A 14582-nucleotide genomic window follows, 5' to 3' on the forward strand; every position below is an offset into this window, starting at 1 on the left:
CAGGACGGATACGTCCGAAGAGTTTGATCTCGTGGGGGCGCGACGGGGCAACAGCACCGTCCGTCATCCCGTTCGGGGGCATTGATGGCATCCGAGACCAATACCCATACCGAAGTGCCTGCTGATGCACATCAGGGCGGCGGCGGAAACTTCCCGCCGTTCGACGGAACGACGTTCCCGTCCCAGCTCCTGTGGCTGGCGATAACGTTCGCCGTCTTCTATTACCTGATGTCGAAGGTGGCTCTGCCGCGCATCGCCGGTATCCTCGAAGATCGTGAGGATCGGATCGCTGGCGACCGGGCCGAGGCCGATCGGCTGAAGCGGGAGACCGACGAAGCCATCGCGGCCTACGAACAGGCGCTCGCCGAGGCCCGCAACAAGGCTCACGGCATCGCTCGCACCACGCGCGAAAAGCTTGAGGCCGATGTTCAGGCCAAGCGCCATGCGGCGGAAGAAGGTCTTGCGACCAAGCTTGCCGACGCCGAGGCGCGTATCGCCGGCATCAAGACCGTGGCACTTGCCGAGGTCGGCACGATCGCGACCGAAACGGCCGAAACCCTGGTGACGACGCTGGTCGGCGGCAAGGTGACGAAGACCGAACTCACCAAGGCCGTTACGGCCAGCATGGACGACTGAGGAGACCGCTCGTGGACGCGACATTCTGGGCATTCATCGGCCTCGTCCTCTTCTTCGTGGTGATGTTCGTCGCCAAGGTTCCCGGCAAGATCGGTTCGTCGCTCGACGACCGCGCCAAGGGGATCGAAGGCGAACTGGACATGGCTCGCAAGCTGCGTGACGAAGCGCAGAGCCTGCTCGCCGAATACCAGCGCAAGCGTCGCGAAGCCGAGCAGGAAGCCGAAGACATCGTCGCCGAGGCCAAGGCCGAGGCCGAGCGCCTCACCGCCGAGACCAACAAGGCGCTTGAGGAAATGATCGAACGCCGCACCAAGGCGGCAGAGGTCAAGATCGCGCAGGCCGAGACGATGGCTGTCGCCGAGGTTCGTGCCCGTGCGGCCGACGTTGCGGTGGCCGCGGCGGAAAAGATCCTTGCCGCCAAGGCGAAGGGCGACACCGCCAAGGCGCTGATCGCTTCGGGCATCGAAGAGGTGAAGACCCGCCTCAACTGATCCGGGTGCGTCGCACCGCTGGACAAGACAATTGACCGCTGTTCATCCGGACAGCGGTTTTTTGTTGTCCGGATGCCGGGGAAGTGCCCGGTTAGCGCGTGCTCCCGAACCGAAGGTCCGCGTACGCGAATTGTGGGAACCGGTTTTCGGGCAGGAATACACGTCAAAATAAGCGGACAGCGTTTCCGGTGATTCAATACTCACAGGAACATCTCTAACGCGCCAGAAGCTCCGCAATGGGTTTGAAGGTCGTGCGATGCAGCGGGCAGGGCCCCAGCCGGTCGAGCGCCTCCATGTGCTCGCTGGTGCCGTATCCCTTGTGCCTCTCAAAGCCATATCCCGGATAGGCTTTCGCCATCTTCACCATCAGCCGGTCGCGGGTGACCTTGGCGACGATCGAGGCCGCTGCAATCGAGATCGAGCGCGCATCGCCCTTGATCACGGCTTCCGCCGGGCACGGGCATTCGTCGGGCACATCGCGTCCGTCGATGAGGGCAAAGGAGGGAGCGCGTGGCAATGCCGACAGCGACTGCGCCATTGCCCAAAGGCTCGCCTTGCGGATATCGGTCGCATCGATCCGGTTGACCGAGGCGACGGTTACGGCAACGAACCCGCTGAGACAGATCTCGTCGAACAGGGCCTCGCGGCGGGCAGCCGTCAGCTTCTTGGAATCCGCCAGCCCCTGCGGGTGACGGCTCGGCTCGAAGGCAACGGCGGCGGCAACCACCGGGCCGGCAAGCGGCCCCCGGCCGGCCTCGTCGGCACCTGCAACAAGACCCGGAAAGCGTTTCGCTGCCCGCCGCTCCAGCTCGTCATTGGCAACGAGCGGCGGCAGGTCGAGGCGAAGCGTCGGCGATTCGGATGTCTTGCGAGCCATCGCCGAACCATGCCGGAAAACCGCAATCGGCGCGAGCGCGGATCGGCCCCGCATCGGGCCCAATCCCGCCGCCCGATCTCCTAGAACAGCGCCAGTTGCACGCCGCCACCTTCGGGCGGCACGAACAGGTCCGTCCGCAGTTTCATCTTCGTCCGATTGATCCCGAGCCGCTTGCAGGCGGCCTCGAAACGTCGCCCGATCAGCCAGGCATAGGGTCCGGAGCCGCTCATGCGTTTGCCGAAGGCGGCGTCGTAGTCCTTGCCGTCGCGGGTCGAGCGGATCAGTGACATGACATGGCGGTAGCGGTCGGGTTGTTCCCTCAGCAGCCAGTCCTTGAACAGCGGCGCCACATCGAGCGGCAGGCGCAGCAGGATATAGCCCGCCTCGCGCACGCCGGCAGCAGCCCCGGCGTCGAGAATGCGCTCGATCTCGGGGTCGTTGAGCGCGGGGATCACCGGCGCGACCATGATGGCGGTCGGGATGCCGGCCCCGGCCAGCTCTTTCAACGCCTCGAGTCGCCGTTCGGGCGTCGCCGCGCGTGGTTCCATCGAGCGCGACAGCTTGCGGTCGAGCGTCGTCACTGATAGCGCGACCTTGGCGAGCCCGCGCGACGCCATGCGAGCAAGAATATCCTGATCGCGGAGAACGAGCGCCGATTTGGTGACGATGGCGACCGGGTGGTTTGCCGCGTCGAGCACTTCAAGGATCGAGCGCATGATGCCCTGCGACCGTTCGATCGGCTGATAGGGGTCCGTATTGGTGCCGATAGCGATGGTTTTCGGCTTGTAGCCCGACACCGAGAGCTCGCGCTTCAACAGCTCTGCCGCGTTCGGCTTGGCAAACAGCCGGGTTTCGAAATCGAGCCCCGCCGACAGCCCCATATAGGCGTGCGTTGGGCGCGCAAAGCAGTAGCTGCAGCCATGCTCGCAGCCGCGATAGGGGTTGATCGAGCGATCGAAGGCGATGTCCGGGGACTCGTTGCGGGTGATGATCTTGCGCGCCCGCTCTTCCTGTATGGTGGTCTTAAGAGCAGGAAGATCGATGCCGCTTTCCCAGCCATCGTCGAATGGCTCGACGGCCAGGCGCTCGAATCTGCCGGATGTGTTGGACTGCGCGCCGCGTCCCCGGCGACGCTTTGGCGCGATCTCGACAGCGCCCGGCGGCAGCGGCTCGGCGGAAGGCAAGTCATGCTTGGTTGTGCGAATCTGGCGCATGCTGTGCCTCCTTTCAGGTCGGAATCTAGGCATCGAAAGAGAACAAAGCAAGAACAATTACCCGCAAGGCGGATCGAATCCTTAAACAAGCTGTGCTATGAGGGACGTATGCTGAGTATCGTCATACCGACCCTCAATGCCGAAAAGACCCTGACCCGTACGCTGGCGGCCCTTGTTCCGGCGGTGACGACAGGTGTCGTGCGCGAGGTCATCATCGCCGATGGCGGCTCAACGGACGCGACCGAAGAGATCGCCGAGGCCGCAGGCTGCGAATGGGTTTCGTGCACCGGCGGGCGCGGGGCGCAACTCGCCCGAGGCGCTGCACTGTCTCATCGCGGCGATTGGCTTCTGTTCCTCGATCAGGACACGGTGCTGGAACCGGGTTGGAGCGAAGAGCTCGAACAACTCGTCGACCGCATGCAGCGGGTGGGGCGCGCCCATGACATGGCCGCGGCCTATCGCCTGAGCTACGCCGACATCGGCTGGGTTCCGCGCCTGCAGGAGCGGCTGCACGCCGCGCATGCGCTGTTGCTTCGCCGTCCGACGGCGGCACAGGGGCTGGTGGTCGCGCGCCAGCTCTATACCCGCGTCGGCGGTCACCGCGAAGGCGTGCGCCGCGCCGATGCCGATTTAGCCCGCCGCGTCGGGCGCCGGCGCATGTTTCTGATGAAAACGGCGGCGACGACGAAGTCGTCGGGCAGGAATGTCAGCCTGCTGCGTTCGCTCGCCGGCAGCTTCGGGATTCTTTAGCCTAGTTTGACGTATCCGAAATGGTGACATCGCCCGCGTGCTTGCCGAGCGCGCCGGAAAGCCGCGTCGTGATGGCGACCATCAGGTCCGGCGTGGTGCGGTCGAGCCCATAAACCCAGTCCGGGAAATTGAGCGGTGCTTGTTCCTGCCAGATCTCGTCGTGCTGGTCGCTCGGCAGGATCTTTGCCGGATCGCCGACCGCAACCCAGCCGATGGGAACGGTCGAGCCCGGTTCGAGCCGCGTGCGGATGTGCACCACGCCGTTTATCCGCACCTCCGTGCCGCGCCCGAGATGGGAGCCGTGAAAAACGGCGGCACCGGTCGCAACGAACACCTCGTCTTCGATCGTCGCGCCGGTGACATGCGCGGTCGGTCCGATGAGGCAGTGATCGCCGATGCTGCAGGCATGGCGCTGGCCGGCGCGGACCACGGCGTTTTCCATCACGATGCAATTGCGGCCGATGCGGATTTGCCCTCCGGCTTCGCCGATGACGCGCGCGCCGTGCAGCACGCGGGATCCGGCGCCGATGGTGACGTCGCCGCAAATGGTGGCGTCCGGCGCGACCCAGGCGTCGGGATGAATGGTCGGCCCGATTCCGTCATGTTCGATCAGCATTGCCGTTCCTCTCGATCTCGGTTGCCCGTGTACCTATGGGGCAGAGCGGCCCGTCGCACAGCTCGTGGTCGCACAGCCGGCAGGTGGTGCGGGCAAAGGACCGCGAGGTCGTCGCACCGGCCAGAATTGTGTCGAGCGCGGCCTCGAAGGCGGCCCGTTGGTCGTCGGGCAGGGCGCCGAGAAGCCCGTCGAGGACGCCCAGGCGCGCTGCTTGCAGCCGTTCTGCTTCCGCTCGCCCGGTATTGGTCAGGGCGAGGGGCGCCGTCCGCCCGATCTTCTCGCCCCGTTCCGCCAGACCGCGTTTCACCAGCCCGTCCAGGACGCGCACGGCGGTCGGCTGAGCGATGCCCGCGACGGCCGCAAGCTCCGTCACCGTCAGGCCGGGGCGGTAGGAGAGGGTGAGCAGCAGGGAAGCCGCGCTCGGCGACAGCTCGCCAAGCGCCTCTCCCATCGCATCGAAGACGAGCAGGCCAAAGGCCCCAAGTTTGTTGGCGCATAACATATGCATAGGCTATGCAAAAAAATGGAAGGGAGTCAATCGGGAGAGGTGCGGGGGAGAGGTATGGGTGCCCGGGGGAGGGGAGTGGGGAGTGCGCGTTAGGCGCGGTCCTTCTTCCCCGAGACAACCTGTCATACACTGGAGTGAATAACGCAATTGTCGATTTGAGGTCTGAAAATGCCCCGTAACATCGATCTATTTAACGAGTTGGTCGGACTTGTTTTCGCCCAGCTCTATGATCGCTTCCCTGTAGCTTCAAACATCGATCGGAAAAAAATCGGTGAAGCTATTGGGCTTGAGTTGATTTCGAGTGAGATCAACAAGAAGGGACAAGAGCAGGTTAAGTTTGTGGACCCTGTCGAGGGACTTTCCTTCGAGAGGCTGCTCTTGAATACGACGCGCTGGCTCATTCACGAAGGCTTCATTAGAAGCGAGCGCAACGATGCGATGGTATCGGTAGTCCTTACCTCAAAGGCTCTTACCGCCCTTAACGCAATGCCGGCGTCTCTTGTTCCCCAAGAAGATGAACGCTCCTTTGGTGATCAACTCTCAGGTTTAGCCAGGGAAACCGCCACGGAAGCGAGGCGCTCCGCGATTACCAAAATTGTCGGAGAAGTGGTCGGCCACTTCGTGAGAGCCGCGACTTCGTCGCCCGCCTAGTCTGCCTTCCCCGGCTCGGGGCGCAGTTTGCGGCGCTTCATGTGCTCGTCAAGGCGCGGCATGATCTCGACGAAGTTGCACGGCCCGTGGCGGAAGTCGAACTGCGCCTTCAGGATGCCGTCCCAGGCGTCCTTGCAGGCGCCCGGCGAGCCCGGCAGGACGAAGATGTAGGTCGCGTTGGCGACGCCCGCCGTTGCCCGGCTCTGGATCGCCGAGGTGCCGATCTTCTCGTAGGAAATGAGCTGGAAGAGGGTCGAAAAACCCTCCATGCGCTTCTCGAATAGCGGCTCGACCGCCTCCGGCGTCACGTCGCGCCCGGTAAAGCCGGTGCCGCCCGTGGTGATGACCGCGTCGATATTGTCGTCGGCGATCCAGGTGCTGACGATGGCGCGGATCGCGGCGACCTCGTCGCGCACCAGCTTGCGGTCGATCAGCTGATGGCCGGCCTCTTCGATGCGCTTGGCAAGCGTCGTGCCCGACTTGTCTTCCTCCAGCGAACGGCTGTCCGACATGGTCAGCACCGCGAAACGGACCGGAACGAAAGGCTTCGACTCGTCGATACCAGGCATTGGCTCCTCCTCAGCGTCTTTTTTTCCGGGCGCCAAAGCGCGCGCACCAAATTCGAATAGAGCCGCGCGTCGTTTCACGCAACGGCCAAACCTCTTGCCGTGGTTTTCCACGCCAGAGAGGCGGAGACCTTGACCAAGGCCAAATGCCCGCCGCAATCGTCAGCGCATAACTGCGACAATTCGCGCGCCGAGATCTTTGTGGCATACTCGGGCAGAGGAGTCGCGAGGTTGGTCCTGTTGCATGCCGTTGCGGCGAATTCCGGGAAGTAAACCGAAAGCGGGTTAACTCAGCGCAATTTCGCGATGTGTTACCAATAGTGAATTGTTTTCGCTGATAGATGCGCATAATTGCAGCAAGGAAGCGACGTCAACTTGACGCTGGAATAGAAGTTAACTGAAAACAAGTTAGGAAGCGCATATGGGCAAGGAGCCGGAACGCGATCTCGACGAATCCGCCCTGTTTTTCCACCGCTATCCGCGGCCCGGCAAGCTGGAGATCCAGGCGACCAAGGCGCTCGGCAACCAGCGCGACCTGGCACTTGCCTATTCCCCCGGCGTTGCCGCTCCGTGCCGCGCCATTGCCGCCGATCCGGCAACGGCCCGCGACTACACGGCGCGCGGCAACCTCGTCGGCGTCATCACCAACGGTACGGCGGTGCTCGGCCTCGGGCCGATAGGACCGCTCGCCTCCAAGCCGGTGATGGAAGGCAAGGCGGTTCTGTTCAAGAAATTCGCCAATATCGACGTCTTCGACATAGAGGTCGATGAGACCGACGTCGATCATTTCTGCGATGCAGTGGCAGCCCTTGAGCCGACCTTCGGCGGCATCAATCTGGAAGACATCAAGGCGCCGGAATGCTTCCGCATCGAGCGCGCGCTGCGCGAACGCATGCGCATCCCTGTGTTCCACGACGACCAGCACGGCACGGCGATCATCGTTGGCGCCGCCGTCGTCAACGCGCTGGAACTGGCCAGCAAGGACATCGGCGAAGTGCGCATCGTCGCCTCGGGCGCGGGCGCGGCGGCGCTTGCCTGCCTCGAAATGCTGGTCTCGCTCGGCGCACGGCGCGAGAACATCTTCGTCACCGATATCGACGGCGTCGTCTATGTCGGCCGCCAAGAGAGCATGGACGAGTGGAAGGGCGCGTTTGCGCAGGAAACTGACGCGCGCACGCTCGCCGACGTCATCCCCGGCGCCGATGTGTTCCTCGGCCTGTCCGCTGCCGGCGTGCTGAAGCCGGAGATGGTCGAGGCGATGGGCGAACGCCCGCTCATTCTGGCGCTTGCCAACCCGACGCCGGAGATCATGCCTGAAGAGGCGCTGGCGGTGCGCCCAGACGCGGTGATCGGCACCGGGCGCTCGGATTATCCCAACCAGGTCAACAACGTCCTCTGCTTCCCCTACATCTTCCGCGGTGCGCTCGATGTCGGCGCCACAACGATCAACGAGGAGATGAAGCACGCCGCCGTCCGCGCCATCGCCGAGCTTGCCAAGGAAGAGCCGTCGGAAGTGGCGGCCAAGGCCTATGGCGGCGTCAGCCACACCTTCGGCCCGCAATATGTCATCCCGTCGCCCTTCGATCAGCGGCTGATCCTGCGCATTGCGCCGGCGGTGGCGCAGGCCGCGATGGACTCAGGTGTCGCGACCCGCCCGATCGAGGATTTCGAGGCCTATCTCGACCGGCTGAACCGCTTCGTCTTCCGCTCCGGTTTCGTCATGAAGACGATCATCGAGGCGGCGCGGGGCAAGGAAACCCGCATTATCTATGCCGACGGCGAGGACGAGCGTGTGCTGCGCGCCGCGCAGGTGCTGATCGAGGACCGCATCGGTCAGCCGATCCTGATCGGCCGTCCCGACGTCATCAAGCAACGCGCCGAGCGCTTCGGCCTCAAGGTCCGTCCGGGGCGCGATTTCGAATGCGTCGATCCGAACGACGACCCGCGTTACCGCGACTATGTCGACCTCTATTTCTCCTGCGTCGGCCGGCGCGGCGTGAACCCGGAGGTCGCCCGCTCAATCGTGCGCACCAACACCACCGTCATCGGCGCACTGGCGCTGAAACGCGGCGATGCCGACGCGCTCATCTGCGGTCTCGACGGCCGCTTCGTGAAGCATCTGCGTGATGTGCGCAACATCATCGGCCTGGCCGAGGGGGTGCGCGATTATTCGACCCTGTCGATGCTGATCAACACCAAGGGCGCCTATTTCCTCGCCGATACCTACGTCACCGACAATCCGGGCCCTGAGGAAATCGCCGAAATGACCGTGCTGGCGGCCAGCCATATCCGCCGCTTCGGCATCACGCCGCGCGCCGCGCTGCTGTCGCATTCGAATTTCGGCTCGCGCGACACGCCGTCGGCGATGAAGATGCGGCAAGCCGTCGAACGCGTCTGGGAGCTTGCGCCCGATCTCGATGTCGATGGCGAAATGCATGGTGACGCCGCGCTTTCCGAAGTGATCCGCGAGCGCGTCATGCCGAATTCGAAGCTGCCAGGCGACGCCAACCTGTTCGTCTTCCCCTCGCTTGATGCCGCCAACATTGCGCTGACCATGATCAAGGTGATGACCGACGCGCTGCATGTCGGGCCGATCCTGCTTGGCGCGGCGCAGACCGCCCATGTGCTGACCCCGTCGATCACCTCGCGCGGCGTCGTCAACATGTCGGCGCTCGCCGCTGTCGAGGCGCAGTCACTGATGGCGGGCGAGGCTGCCGCTGCCGAATAACGTCAGCACTCCCGAAGCGGGGCGGCGGAGCGCTGCCCCGCCTACGCAGATCATCATACGCAAACAAGACAATTGAAAACGGCCCGCCATTTGGGGCACCCTCAAAGAAAAAGCTGAACGGCAAAGCCGCAGTTGAACAAGAGTAGGGGGAAAAATGGCGGACATTCTGATTGTCTATGCCTCGCTTGAGGGGCAAACGCGCAAGATTTGCTGTCGCACGGCCAACAAACTGCAGCGGCAGGGTCACAACGTCTCGGTTCTCGATGCCCACACCGACGGGGAAATGCCCGATGCGATCGACGGGGCGATCATCGCCGGGCCGATCCATTACGAAAAGCACGACGACAAGCTGGTGCAGTTCCTGGCTGACCACAAGGACCGCCTGGCGGCGATCCCGACTGCGTTCGTCACCGTCAGCCTGTCGGCCGGTTCGAAGGATCAGAAGGAACGCGACGCGGCCAAGGCGATCACCAACGATCTGCTGGATCATGTCGGTCTTGCGCCAGCGATGAAGCTGCAGGCGGCGGGTGCCGTGCATGACGACAAGCTCGGCTTCTTCAAGCGCATGATGTTGCATCGGATCCTGCGCCAGAAGGGCGTGACGCCCGATGCGTCCGGCCACACCGAGTTCACCGACTGGAAGAGCTGCGACGCCTTCGTCAATCACTTCGTGCGCGAACATGTTCCCGAGCGTCGCAAGGCAAGCCTCGCAAGAAAGCCGCAAACGGTTCAGACCGAAACCCGGCTTGCTTGAGCGCCGTGGCGTTCCCATGTTAGGCGGCAGCGGGAAGGTTGCGCCGTTTTCCGGCGTGGCTTTCGCTATGTCCTGAGACATTCGCCGGGAGCGTTCTGTGTTCGATGAATTCCGCCAGTGGCTGAACAAGAAACTGTTCGACAAGCCGACCGTGATCCCGGTCGTGCGCGTGTCGGGCGCCATCGGCATGGCCGTGCCGCTGCGTCCCGGCGTGTCGCTCGCGAGCCTCGCCGCGCCGTTGAAGAAGGCCTTCTCGATGAAGAAGGCGCCGGCAGTGGCGATCGTCATCAATTCGCCTGGCGGCTCGCCGGTGCAGTCCAATCTGATCTACAAGCGCATCCGCGCGCTGGCGGAAGAAAACGAGAAGGACGTCCTCGTCTTCGTCGAGGATGTCGCGGCCTCCGGCGGCTACATGATCGCGCTTGCCGGCGATGAGATCGTCGCCGACCCGTCCTCGATCGTCGGTTCCATTGGCGTCGTGTCGCAGGGCTTCGGCTTCGTCGGGCTGATCGATAAGCTCGGCATCGAACGCCGCGTCTACACCGCCGGCACCCGCAAGGCGATCCTCGATGCCTTCGCGCCGGAAAACGAAGACGATATCGAGCACCTGAAGAGTCTGCAGGCGGAGATCCACGAGACCTTCATCGACATGGTGAAGGGCCGCCGCGGCGATATCCTGCGCGACGATGAGGATCTGTTCTCCGGTCTGTTCTGGACCGGCACGCAGGCCCGCGATCTTGGCCTCGTCGACCAGATCGGCGATATCCGCTCCGTCCTGCGCGAACGCTTCGGCGAGAGTGTTGAGATGAAGCTCGTGTCGGCCGAAAAGCGCTTTCCCTGGTCGCGTGGCAATGGGGCAGGGGTGTTTGCGGGTCTGAAATCGGAGGCTTCGCTCGCCGAAGACATGGTCGCCGCGCTCGAGACGCGCGCGCTGTGGCAGCGCTACGGCCTATAATCGAACAGCCGGCAACGGCGAACGAATGACGGGCTCGCCGCTACGCGGGCCAACGGGGGAAACGATACGCGATGGCTCAGCTCGTTGTGATGGCTCTGATCGGCGCCGGCGCCTATTTCGGCTGGAAGGCGTTCAAGCGCGAGATGGCGCGCGTCGACAAACGGCTGCGCGACGTCGAGAAGGACAAGCGGAAGGCCAAGGACTCGGTGCCGACATTGCGCGCCGGCGATGACGGCGTGTTCCGCCCGAGCGACGAGGACTAAAGCGCTTTCCCAAAAAGTTGACAGACTTTTTGGACAAGAAAACGCGAAAACAAACCCGCGAAGCCTGTGTCGGTTGCGAAGCAAACGCAACAGGAATGAGCGCGTTACGGGTCTAGTTTTTCAGAAAAATCAGCAGTAAAGCGCCGTGCTCAACAGGCCGGCGATGGCGACGATCAGCGTGGTCGCGACGGCAAGGCCGGTCGGCAGGCGGGTGTCGGCAAGCGCGGAATGGGTCGTGGCGATCGCGGTCGTATCCATCTCGGACATGAGCAGGGCTCCTTCGGAAACGGTGCAGCGGTCGGTCCGCCGCTCTCAACGCCACTTGTGAACCGCGCCGGCCCGGAAGGATGTGATCGGCAGCACAGTTCGGCGAGACCTTGCACCGATTCTCGTATGATGTGGAGTCCGCGCGCCGAAACCGGCCGCCGCACCCTGACGGCATGAGATGATTTGCACCTGCGGCGACTTCATGTAGTGTCCCGGCCAAATCGCCAGATGGCAGTGATCGAAGCAAACCGGAAGTTCGTCGATGTCGGAAGCCGCGCTCCCCACCCACATGCGCCCGCAGAACTCGTTCCAGGGCCTGATCCTGACGCTCCAGCGCTTCTGGGCCGATCAGGGCTGTGTCGTGCTGCAGCCCTACGACATGGAAGTCGGCGCCGGCACCTTCCACCCGGCAACGACGCTGCGCTCGCTCGGGCCGAAACACTGGCGCGCCGCCTATGTGCAGCCCTCGCGCCGCCCGACCGACGGCCGCTATGGCGAGAACCCGAACCGGCTGCAGCACTACTACCAGTTCCAGGTCATCCTGAAGCCGTCGCCGGACAATCTGCAGCAGCTCTATCTCGACAGCCTCGCGGCGATCGGCATCGACAACCGGCTGCACGATATCCGCTTCGTCGAGGACGACTGGGAGAGCCCGACGCTCGGCGCCTGGGGGCTTGGCTGGGAATGCTGGTGCGACGGCATGGAAGTCTCGCAGTTCACCTATTTCCAGCAGGTCGCGGGCTTTGAATGCGCGCCGGTCTCGGGCGAGCTGACCTACGGGCTCGAACGCCTCGCCATGTATGTGCAGGGCGTCGACAACGTCTATGACCTCAACTTCAACGGTCGCGAGGGCGCGGAAAAGATCACCTATGGTGACGTCTTCCTGCAGGCCGAGAAGGAATATTCGAAGCACAATTTCGAGATAGCCGACACCGAGATGCTGCTGCGCCACTTCCGCGACGCTGAAGAGGAATGCCGCCGTATCCTGAAAGCCGGCGAGGCCGAGGAAGACGGCGCGCTGCACGCCTGCGCGCTGCCCGCCTACGACCAGTGCATCAAGGCCAGCCACGTCTTCAATCTGTTGGACGCCCGCGGCGTGATCTCGGTCACCGAGCGCCAGAGCTACATCCTGCGCGTGCGCGAACTGGCGAAAGCCTGCGGCGCCGCCTGGCTGAAGACCGAGGGCGGCGGGGCGACGATCGCGAGCTAAAGCGGGCTCGATAAGTCGCGCCGTGGCGCGCAACTCGGTTTAGGCTTCGTTGTTCTTAAGGGCCTGAACGATAGCTTCTGCATGGCCGCGCAATTTCTCGATGGTTGAGTGCGGGTCGGCGATCAGGTCTGAAATGGCCACCTCCGTGGACCGCAGGTAGACGTTGCCGTCCCAGGTTTTGGCATCCCAATCGTCCGCGCTCAGGCTGCTTACGTCGAAATCATCGTCGTCGCTCCAAAGCTCGAGCGAGACTTTTCTTGACCAGCGATCCATGGTGACCGTCATGCAGGCGGCGCCGCGTTCCTGCGTTCCGAAATAGTGGCGGTTGATCTGAGAGTTCTCCCATATCGCGTAAGGCGTGCTCTCCGACGAAACGGGATCGAGGTTTTCCTCGCCGAAAAGTGCAGCTGCGCTCGCGGCTCCAAAAGTGCCATTCCACAGCTCGAACAGCACATCGATGAAATCGGCACGCACCTTTGCAGCCATCAGAAGTGCTTGGTTGTAGTTCCGTATGTGATCGAACTCGAACTCGGGACATTTCTTCCCGGCGAGGTCGGGGACGAGGGCGTCGACGGCGCGGGCGACTGCCCGGTCATCGCTGAAATACGCCTGCAGGCTTTCCGGTATCGTGTAGGTCATCATCCGTCTCCGCCTAGGCCGCCGATGCGGCTCCAGAGCATGTTCAGAAATATCGTGAAATTCGGATCGTCGTCGCGTGGCCGCAGGCGCTCGAAGCGAAGCCACAGCTCACGCCACGTCAGAAACCGCCATTCCTTGTCGTCTTCCGAAATGTGCGCTCGTTCGCGGTCGTACTGCGCAAGCACGACAAAATCGGCTGCCTTGTCGACGTAGGGTTTGGCGGAAACCGATCGAGTATACTTTCCCAACTGTCCCTTGGTCAGCGTATGTCCGAACTTCGCCTCGACCAAGATGGGACGCCAGCTATCGGCATTAGGGGAACACGGAATGCGGACCTCAATGTCGATGCGCCCGCCGTCGACCGGACGCTCCGCCTCTATTTCGGCGGACCGCAGAAGCTCGAGGTTGGGGACGTCTGGCGTGCCAAGTGCCTTCAGAAAAGCCGCCAATCGGCTGGCCTGCTTGTCAGAGCCGTCGGGTTGAAGCAGGTGCACGATCGCTTTTGTTGTCTGCGGCTCTGTAAGATGAATACCCCAGTCAATCTCGTGGGCGCTAAGGCTGTGGCCGCTGCTGAGAACGCCGAACAAGCGTTCCAATTTGAGGACCGAAAAAATCGGCCCACCTTCACCACTGGCGAGCTTTGCGAGTGGACGGAACCCACGCCGCATGGTGTCGGTGCGGCGCGCATCGAAAGCGACCAATGGCTTCGGGTCGAAGGAAAAAGGCGTTTTAGAAAAGCGTTCGATCAAGACCTGGCGGGCCCGATGGGCAAACCGAGAATCCTTGGGCGTGATGGAGCGGGGAGCCATTGCAGCAGACTCTCCATGAGGTTGTGAGTGTTATGGCAAGGAGAACGCGATCAGAGAGATGCGTCAATCTAAAATTGCATGGCGGGATCGTTCGCCGGCCGGCTGTATTGTGAGTGTCCAAGCGCTTGCTGGCGCAACGGTCGCGCGGTCGTCGCGGGACAATGATGTTTCTCGAAACATCAGCCTTCCCGAATGTGATGGCTGCGCTATTCTTCTCGGCGACTGCATTCCATGAGGAGGAAGCCCCATGTCTGATCCCGTTATCGCCCAGAAGGCGCCGTATCCGGTCGAGGTCGAGGAAGGCAAAGCCTATTTCTGGTGCGCCTGTGGCCGGTCCAAGAACCAGCCGTTCTGTGATGGCTCGCACGCCGGCACCGATTTCCAGCCGGTTCGCTGGAAAGCCGACGCCTCCGGCCGCAAGTTCTTCTGCGGCTGCAAGATGAGCAAGAATCAGCCGTTCTGTGACGGAACGCACAGCAAGCTCTGATTTTCCGACCTATACTTCGCCCCGAAATGTGAAAGGCGCGACAGGCAGCCCGCGTAGAATGCTGTCTGTCCGCCTGCGACGTTGCCGATGATCTTCAAGGGTCGCAATTTCGCCGATCCTTGGAAATTCAGCGCTTTCCCAAAAAGTTGACAGACTTTTTG

General features: G+C 62.9%; 17 protein-coding genes. 10 read left to right on the forward strand and 7 right to left on the reverse strand.

The genetic code is table 11. From position 1 onward, the window contains the following. Window positions 1–84 precede the first annotated feature (84 nt). Window positions 85–636 carry an ATP F0F1 synthase subunit B' gene (locus tag C0606_16085; protein ID PLX36218.1) on the forward strand — a complete coding sequence of 184 codons (552 nt, stop codon included), beginning with the start codon at window positions 85–87 and terminating at the stop codon, window positions 634–636. Between the two features lie 11 nt (window positions 637–647). After that, window positions 648–1127: an ATP F0F1 synthase subunit B gene (locus C0606_16090; GenBank protein ID PLX36219.1), complete on the forward strand. Its 480-nt coding sequence runs from the start codon at window positions 648–650 to the stop codon at window positions 1125–1127. Between the two features lie 214 nt (window positions 1128–1341). Here the strand turns inward: C0606_16090 and C0606_16095 are convergent, their stop codons facing one another. Together C0606_16095 and C0606_16100 are read right to left on the reverse strand one after the other, a co-directional pair. After that, window positions 1342–2004 carry a ribonuclease HII gene (locus C0606_16095; protein PLX36386.1) on the reverse strand — a complete coding sequence of 221 codons (663 nt, stop codon included), beginning with the start codon at window positions 2002–2004 and terminating at the stop codon, window positions 1342–1344. 80 nt (window positions 2005–2084) lie between these two features. Continuing rightward, a complete protein-coding gene (locus C0606_16100; GenBank protein PLX36220.1) occupies window positions 2085–3218 on the reverse strand; it encodes a radical SAM protein in 1134 nt (377 codons plus the stop codon). Between C0606_16100 and C0606_16105 the strand changes: the two genes are divergently transcribed. Beyond that, a complete protein-coding gene (locus tag C0606_16105) occupies window positions 3192–3968 on the forward strand; it encodes a glycosyltransferase (GenBank protein PLX36387.1) in 777 nt (258 codons plus the stop codon). The genes C0606_16100 and C0606_16105 overlap by 27 nt on opposite strands. A gap of 1 nt (window position 3969) precedes the next feature. On the opposite strand, the gene C0606_16110 is transcribed toward C0606_16105, so the two are convergent. Beyond that, entirely contained in the window at window positions 3970–4584 is a 615-nt protein-coding gene (locus tag C0606_16110; protein PLX36221.1) for a transferase, read from the reverse strand. Further along, entirely contained in the window at window positions 4568–5092 is a 525-nt protein-coding gene (locus tag C0606_16115; GenBank protein PLX36222.1) for a MarR family transcriptional regulator, read from the reverse strand. The genes C0606_16110 and C0606_16115 overlap by 17 nt, the downstream gene beginning before the upstream one ends. Window positions 5093–5260: 168 nt before the next feature. On the opposite strand from C0606_16115, the gene C0606_16120 reads away from it, so the two are divergent. Then, entirely contained in the window at window positions 5261–5743 is a 483-nt protein-coding gene (locus C0606_16120) for a hypothetical protein (protein ID PLX36223.1), read from the forward strand. Here C0606_16120 and moaB read toward each other — a convergent pair. Beyond that, window positions 5740–6312 (reverse strand): molybdenum cofactor biosynthesis protein B, encoded by a 573-nt coding sequence (gene moaB, locus C0606_16125; GenBank protein ID PLX36224.1) that lies wholly within the window; start codon window positions 6310–6312, stop codon window positions 5740–5742. The genes C0606_16120 and moaB overlap by 4 nt on opposite strands. Window positions 6313–6730: 418 nt before the next feature. Here moaB and C0606_16130 point away from each other — a divergent pair, with 418 nt between their 5' ends. The 5 genes from C0606_16130 (at window position 6731) to C0606_16150 (ending at window position 12486) form a co-directional block, all read left to right on the forward strand. Beyond that, a complete protein-coding gene (locus C0606_16130) occupies window positions 6731–9037 on the forward strand; it encodes an NADP-dependent malic enzyme (GenBank protein ID PLX36225.1) in 2307 nt (768 codons plus the stop codon). A 154-nt stretch (window positions 9038–9191) separates the two neighbouring features. Next, window positions 9192–9791 carry a hypothetical protein gene (locus C0606_16135; protein PLX36226.1) on the forward strand — a complete coding sequence of 200 codons (600 nt, stop codon included), beginning with the start codon at window positions 9192–9194 and terminating at the stop codon, window positions 9789–9791. Window positions 9792–9978: 187 nt separating this feature from the next. Continuing rightward, window positions 9979–10746: a S49 family peptidase gene (locus tag C0606_16140; protein ID PLX36388.1), complete on the forward strand. Its 768-nt coding sequence runs from the start codon at window positions 9979–9981 to the stop codon at window positions 10744–10746. A 71-nt stretch (window positions 10747–10817) separates the two neighbouring features. After that, complete coding sequence (locus C0606_16145) at window positions 10818–11009, forward strand: hypothetical protein (protein ID PLX36227.1); 192 nt, start codon at window positions 10818–10820, stop codon at window positions 11007–11009. Between the two features lie 529 nt (window positions 11010–11538). Next, a complete protein-coding gene (locus C0606_16150) occupies window positions 11539–12486 on the forward strand; it encodes a glycine--tRNA ligase subunit alpha (GenBank protein ID PLX36228.1) in 948 nt (315 codons plus the stop codon). Window positions 12487–12525: 39 nt separating this feature from the next. Here the strand turns inward: C0606_16150 and C0606_16155 are convergent, their stop codons facing one another. Beyond that, the gene (locus tag C0606_16155; protein ID PLX36229.1) at window positions 12526–13128 is read right to left on the reverse strand and encodes a hypothetical protein; all 603 of its coding nucleotides are present in this window, start codon (window positions 13126–13128) and stop codon (window positions 12526–12528) included. Further along, window positions 13125–13934, reverse strand: a complete 810-nt coding sequence (locus C0606_16160) for a hypothetical protein (GenBank protein PLX36230.1) — start codon at window positions 13932–13934, stop codon at window positions 13125–13127. Before C0606_16160 ends, C0606_16155 begins: the two co-directional genes overlap by 4 nt. Before the next feature lie 247 nt (window positions 13935–14181). Here C0606_16160 and C0606_16165 point away from each other — a divergent pair, with 247 nt between their 5' ends. Continuing rightward, entirely contained in the window at window positions 14182–14421 is a 240-nt protein-coding gene (locus C0606_16165) for a glutamate synthase (GenBank protein PLX36231.1), read from the forward strand. The last annotated feature ends 161 nt before the right edge of the window (window positions 14422–14582 follow it).

The sequence above is a fragment of the Hyphomicrobiales bacterium genome, from assembly GCA_002869065.1.
In the GTDB taxonomy this organism is placed as follows: Bacteria; Pseudomonadota; Alphaproteobacteria; order Rhizobiales; family Rhodobiaceae; genus Rhodobium.

Bases quoted from the DNA above. Each gene is read 5' to 3' on its own strand.
- C0606_16085 (PLX36218.1), top strand. From the start codon at position 85: ATGGCATCCGAGACCAATACCCATACCGAAGTGCCTGCTGATGCACAT.
- C0606_16095 (PLX36386.1), bottom strand. From the start codon at position 2,004: ATGGCTCGCAAGACATCCGAATCGCCGACGCTTCGCCTCGACCTGCCG.
- C0606_16105 (PLX36387.1), top strand. From the start codon at position 3,192: ATGCTTGGTTGTGCGAATCTGGCGCATGCTGTGCCTCCTTTCAGGTCG.
- C0606_16100 (PLX36220.1), bottom strand. From the start codon at position 3,218: ATGCGCCAGATTCGCACAACCAAGCATGACTTGCCTTCCGCCGAGCCG.
- C0606_16110 (PLX36221.1), bottom strand. From the start codon at position 4,584: ATGCTGATCGAACATGACGGAATCGGGCCGACCATTCATCCCGACGCC.
- C0606_16115 (PLX36222.1), bottom strand. From the start codon at position 5,092: ATGCATATGTTATGCGCCAACAAACTTGGGGCCTTTGGCCTGCTCGTC.
- C0606_16120 (PLX36223.1), top strand. From the start codon at position 5,261: ATGCCCCGTAACATCGATCTATTTAACGAGTTGGTCGGACTTGTTTTC.
- moaB (PLX36224.1), bottom strand. From the start codon at position 6,312: ATGCCTGGTATCGACGAGTCGAAGCCTTTCGTTCCGGTCCGTTTCGCG.
- C0606_16130 (PLX36225.1), top strand. From the start codon at position 6,731: ATGGGCAAGGAGCCGGAACGCGATCTCGACGAATCCGCCCTGTTTTTC.
- C0606_16135 (PLX36226.1), top strand. From the start codon at position 9,192: ATGGCGGACATTCTGATTGTCTATGCCTCGCTTGAGGGGCAAACGCGC.
- C0606_16140 (PLX36388.1), top strand. From the start codon at position 9,979: ATGGCCGTGCCGCTGCGTCCCGGCGTGTCGCTCGCGAGCCTCGCCGCG.
- C0606_16145 (PLX36227.1), top strand. From the start codon at position 10,818: ATGGCTCAGCTCGTTGTGATGGCTCTGATCGGCGCCGGCGCCTATTTC.
- C0606_16150 (PLX36228.1), top strand. From the start codon at position 11,539: ATGTCGGAAGCCGCGCTCCCCACCCACATGCGCCCGCAGAACTCGTTC.
- C0606_16155 (PLX36229.1), bottom strand. From the start codon at position 13,128: ATGATGACCTACACGATACCGGAAAGCCTGCAGGCGTATTTCAGCGAT.
- C0606_16160 (PLX36230.1), bottom strand. From the start codon at position 13,934: ATGGCTCCCCGCTCCATCACGCCCAAGGATTCTCGGTTTGCCCATCGG.
- C0606_16165 (PLX36231.1), top strand. From the start codon at position 14,182: ATGTCTGATCCCGTTATCGCCCAGAAGGCGCCGTATCCGGTCGAGGTC.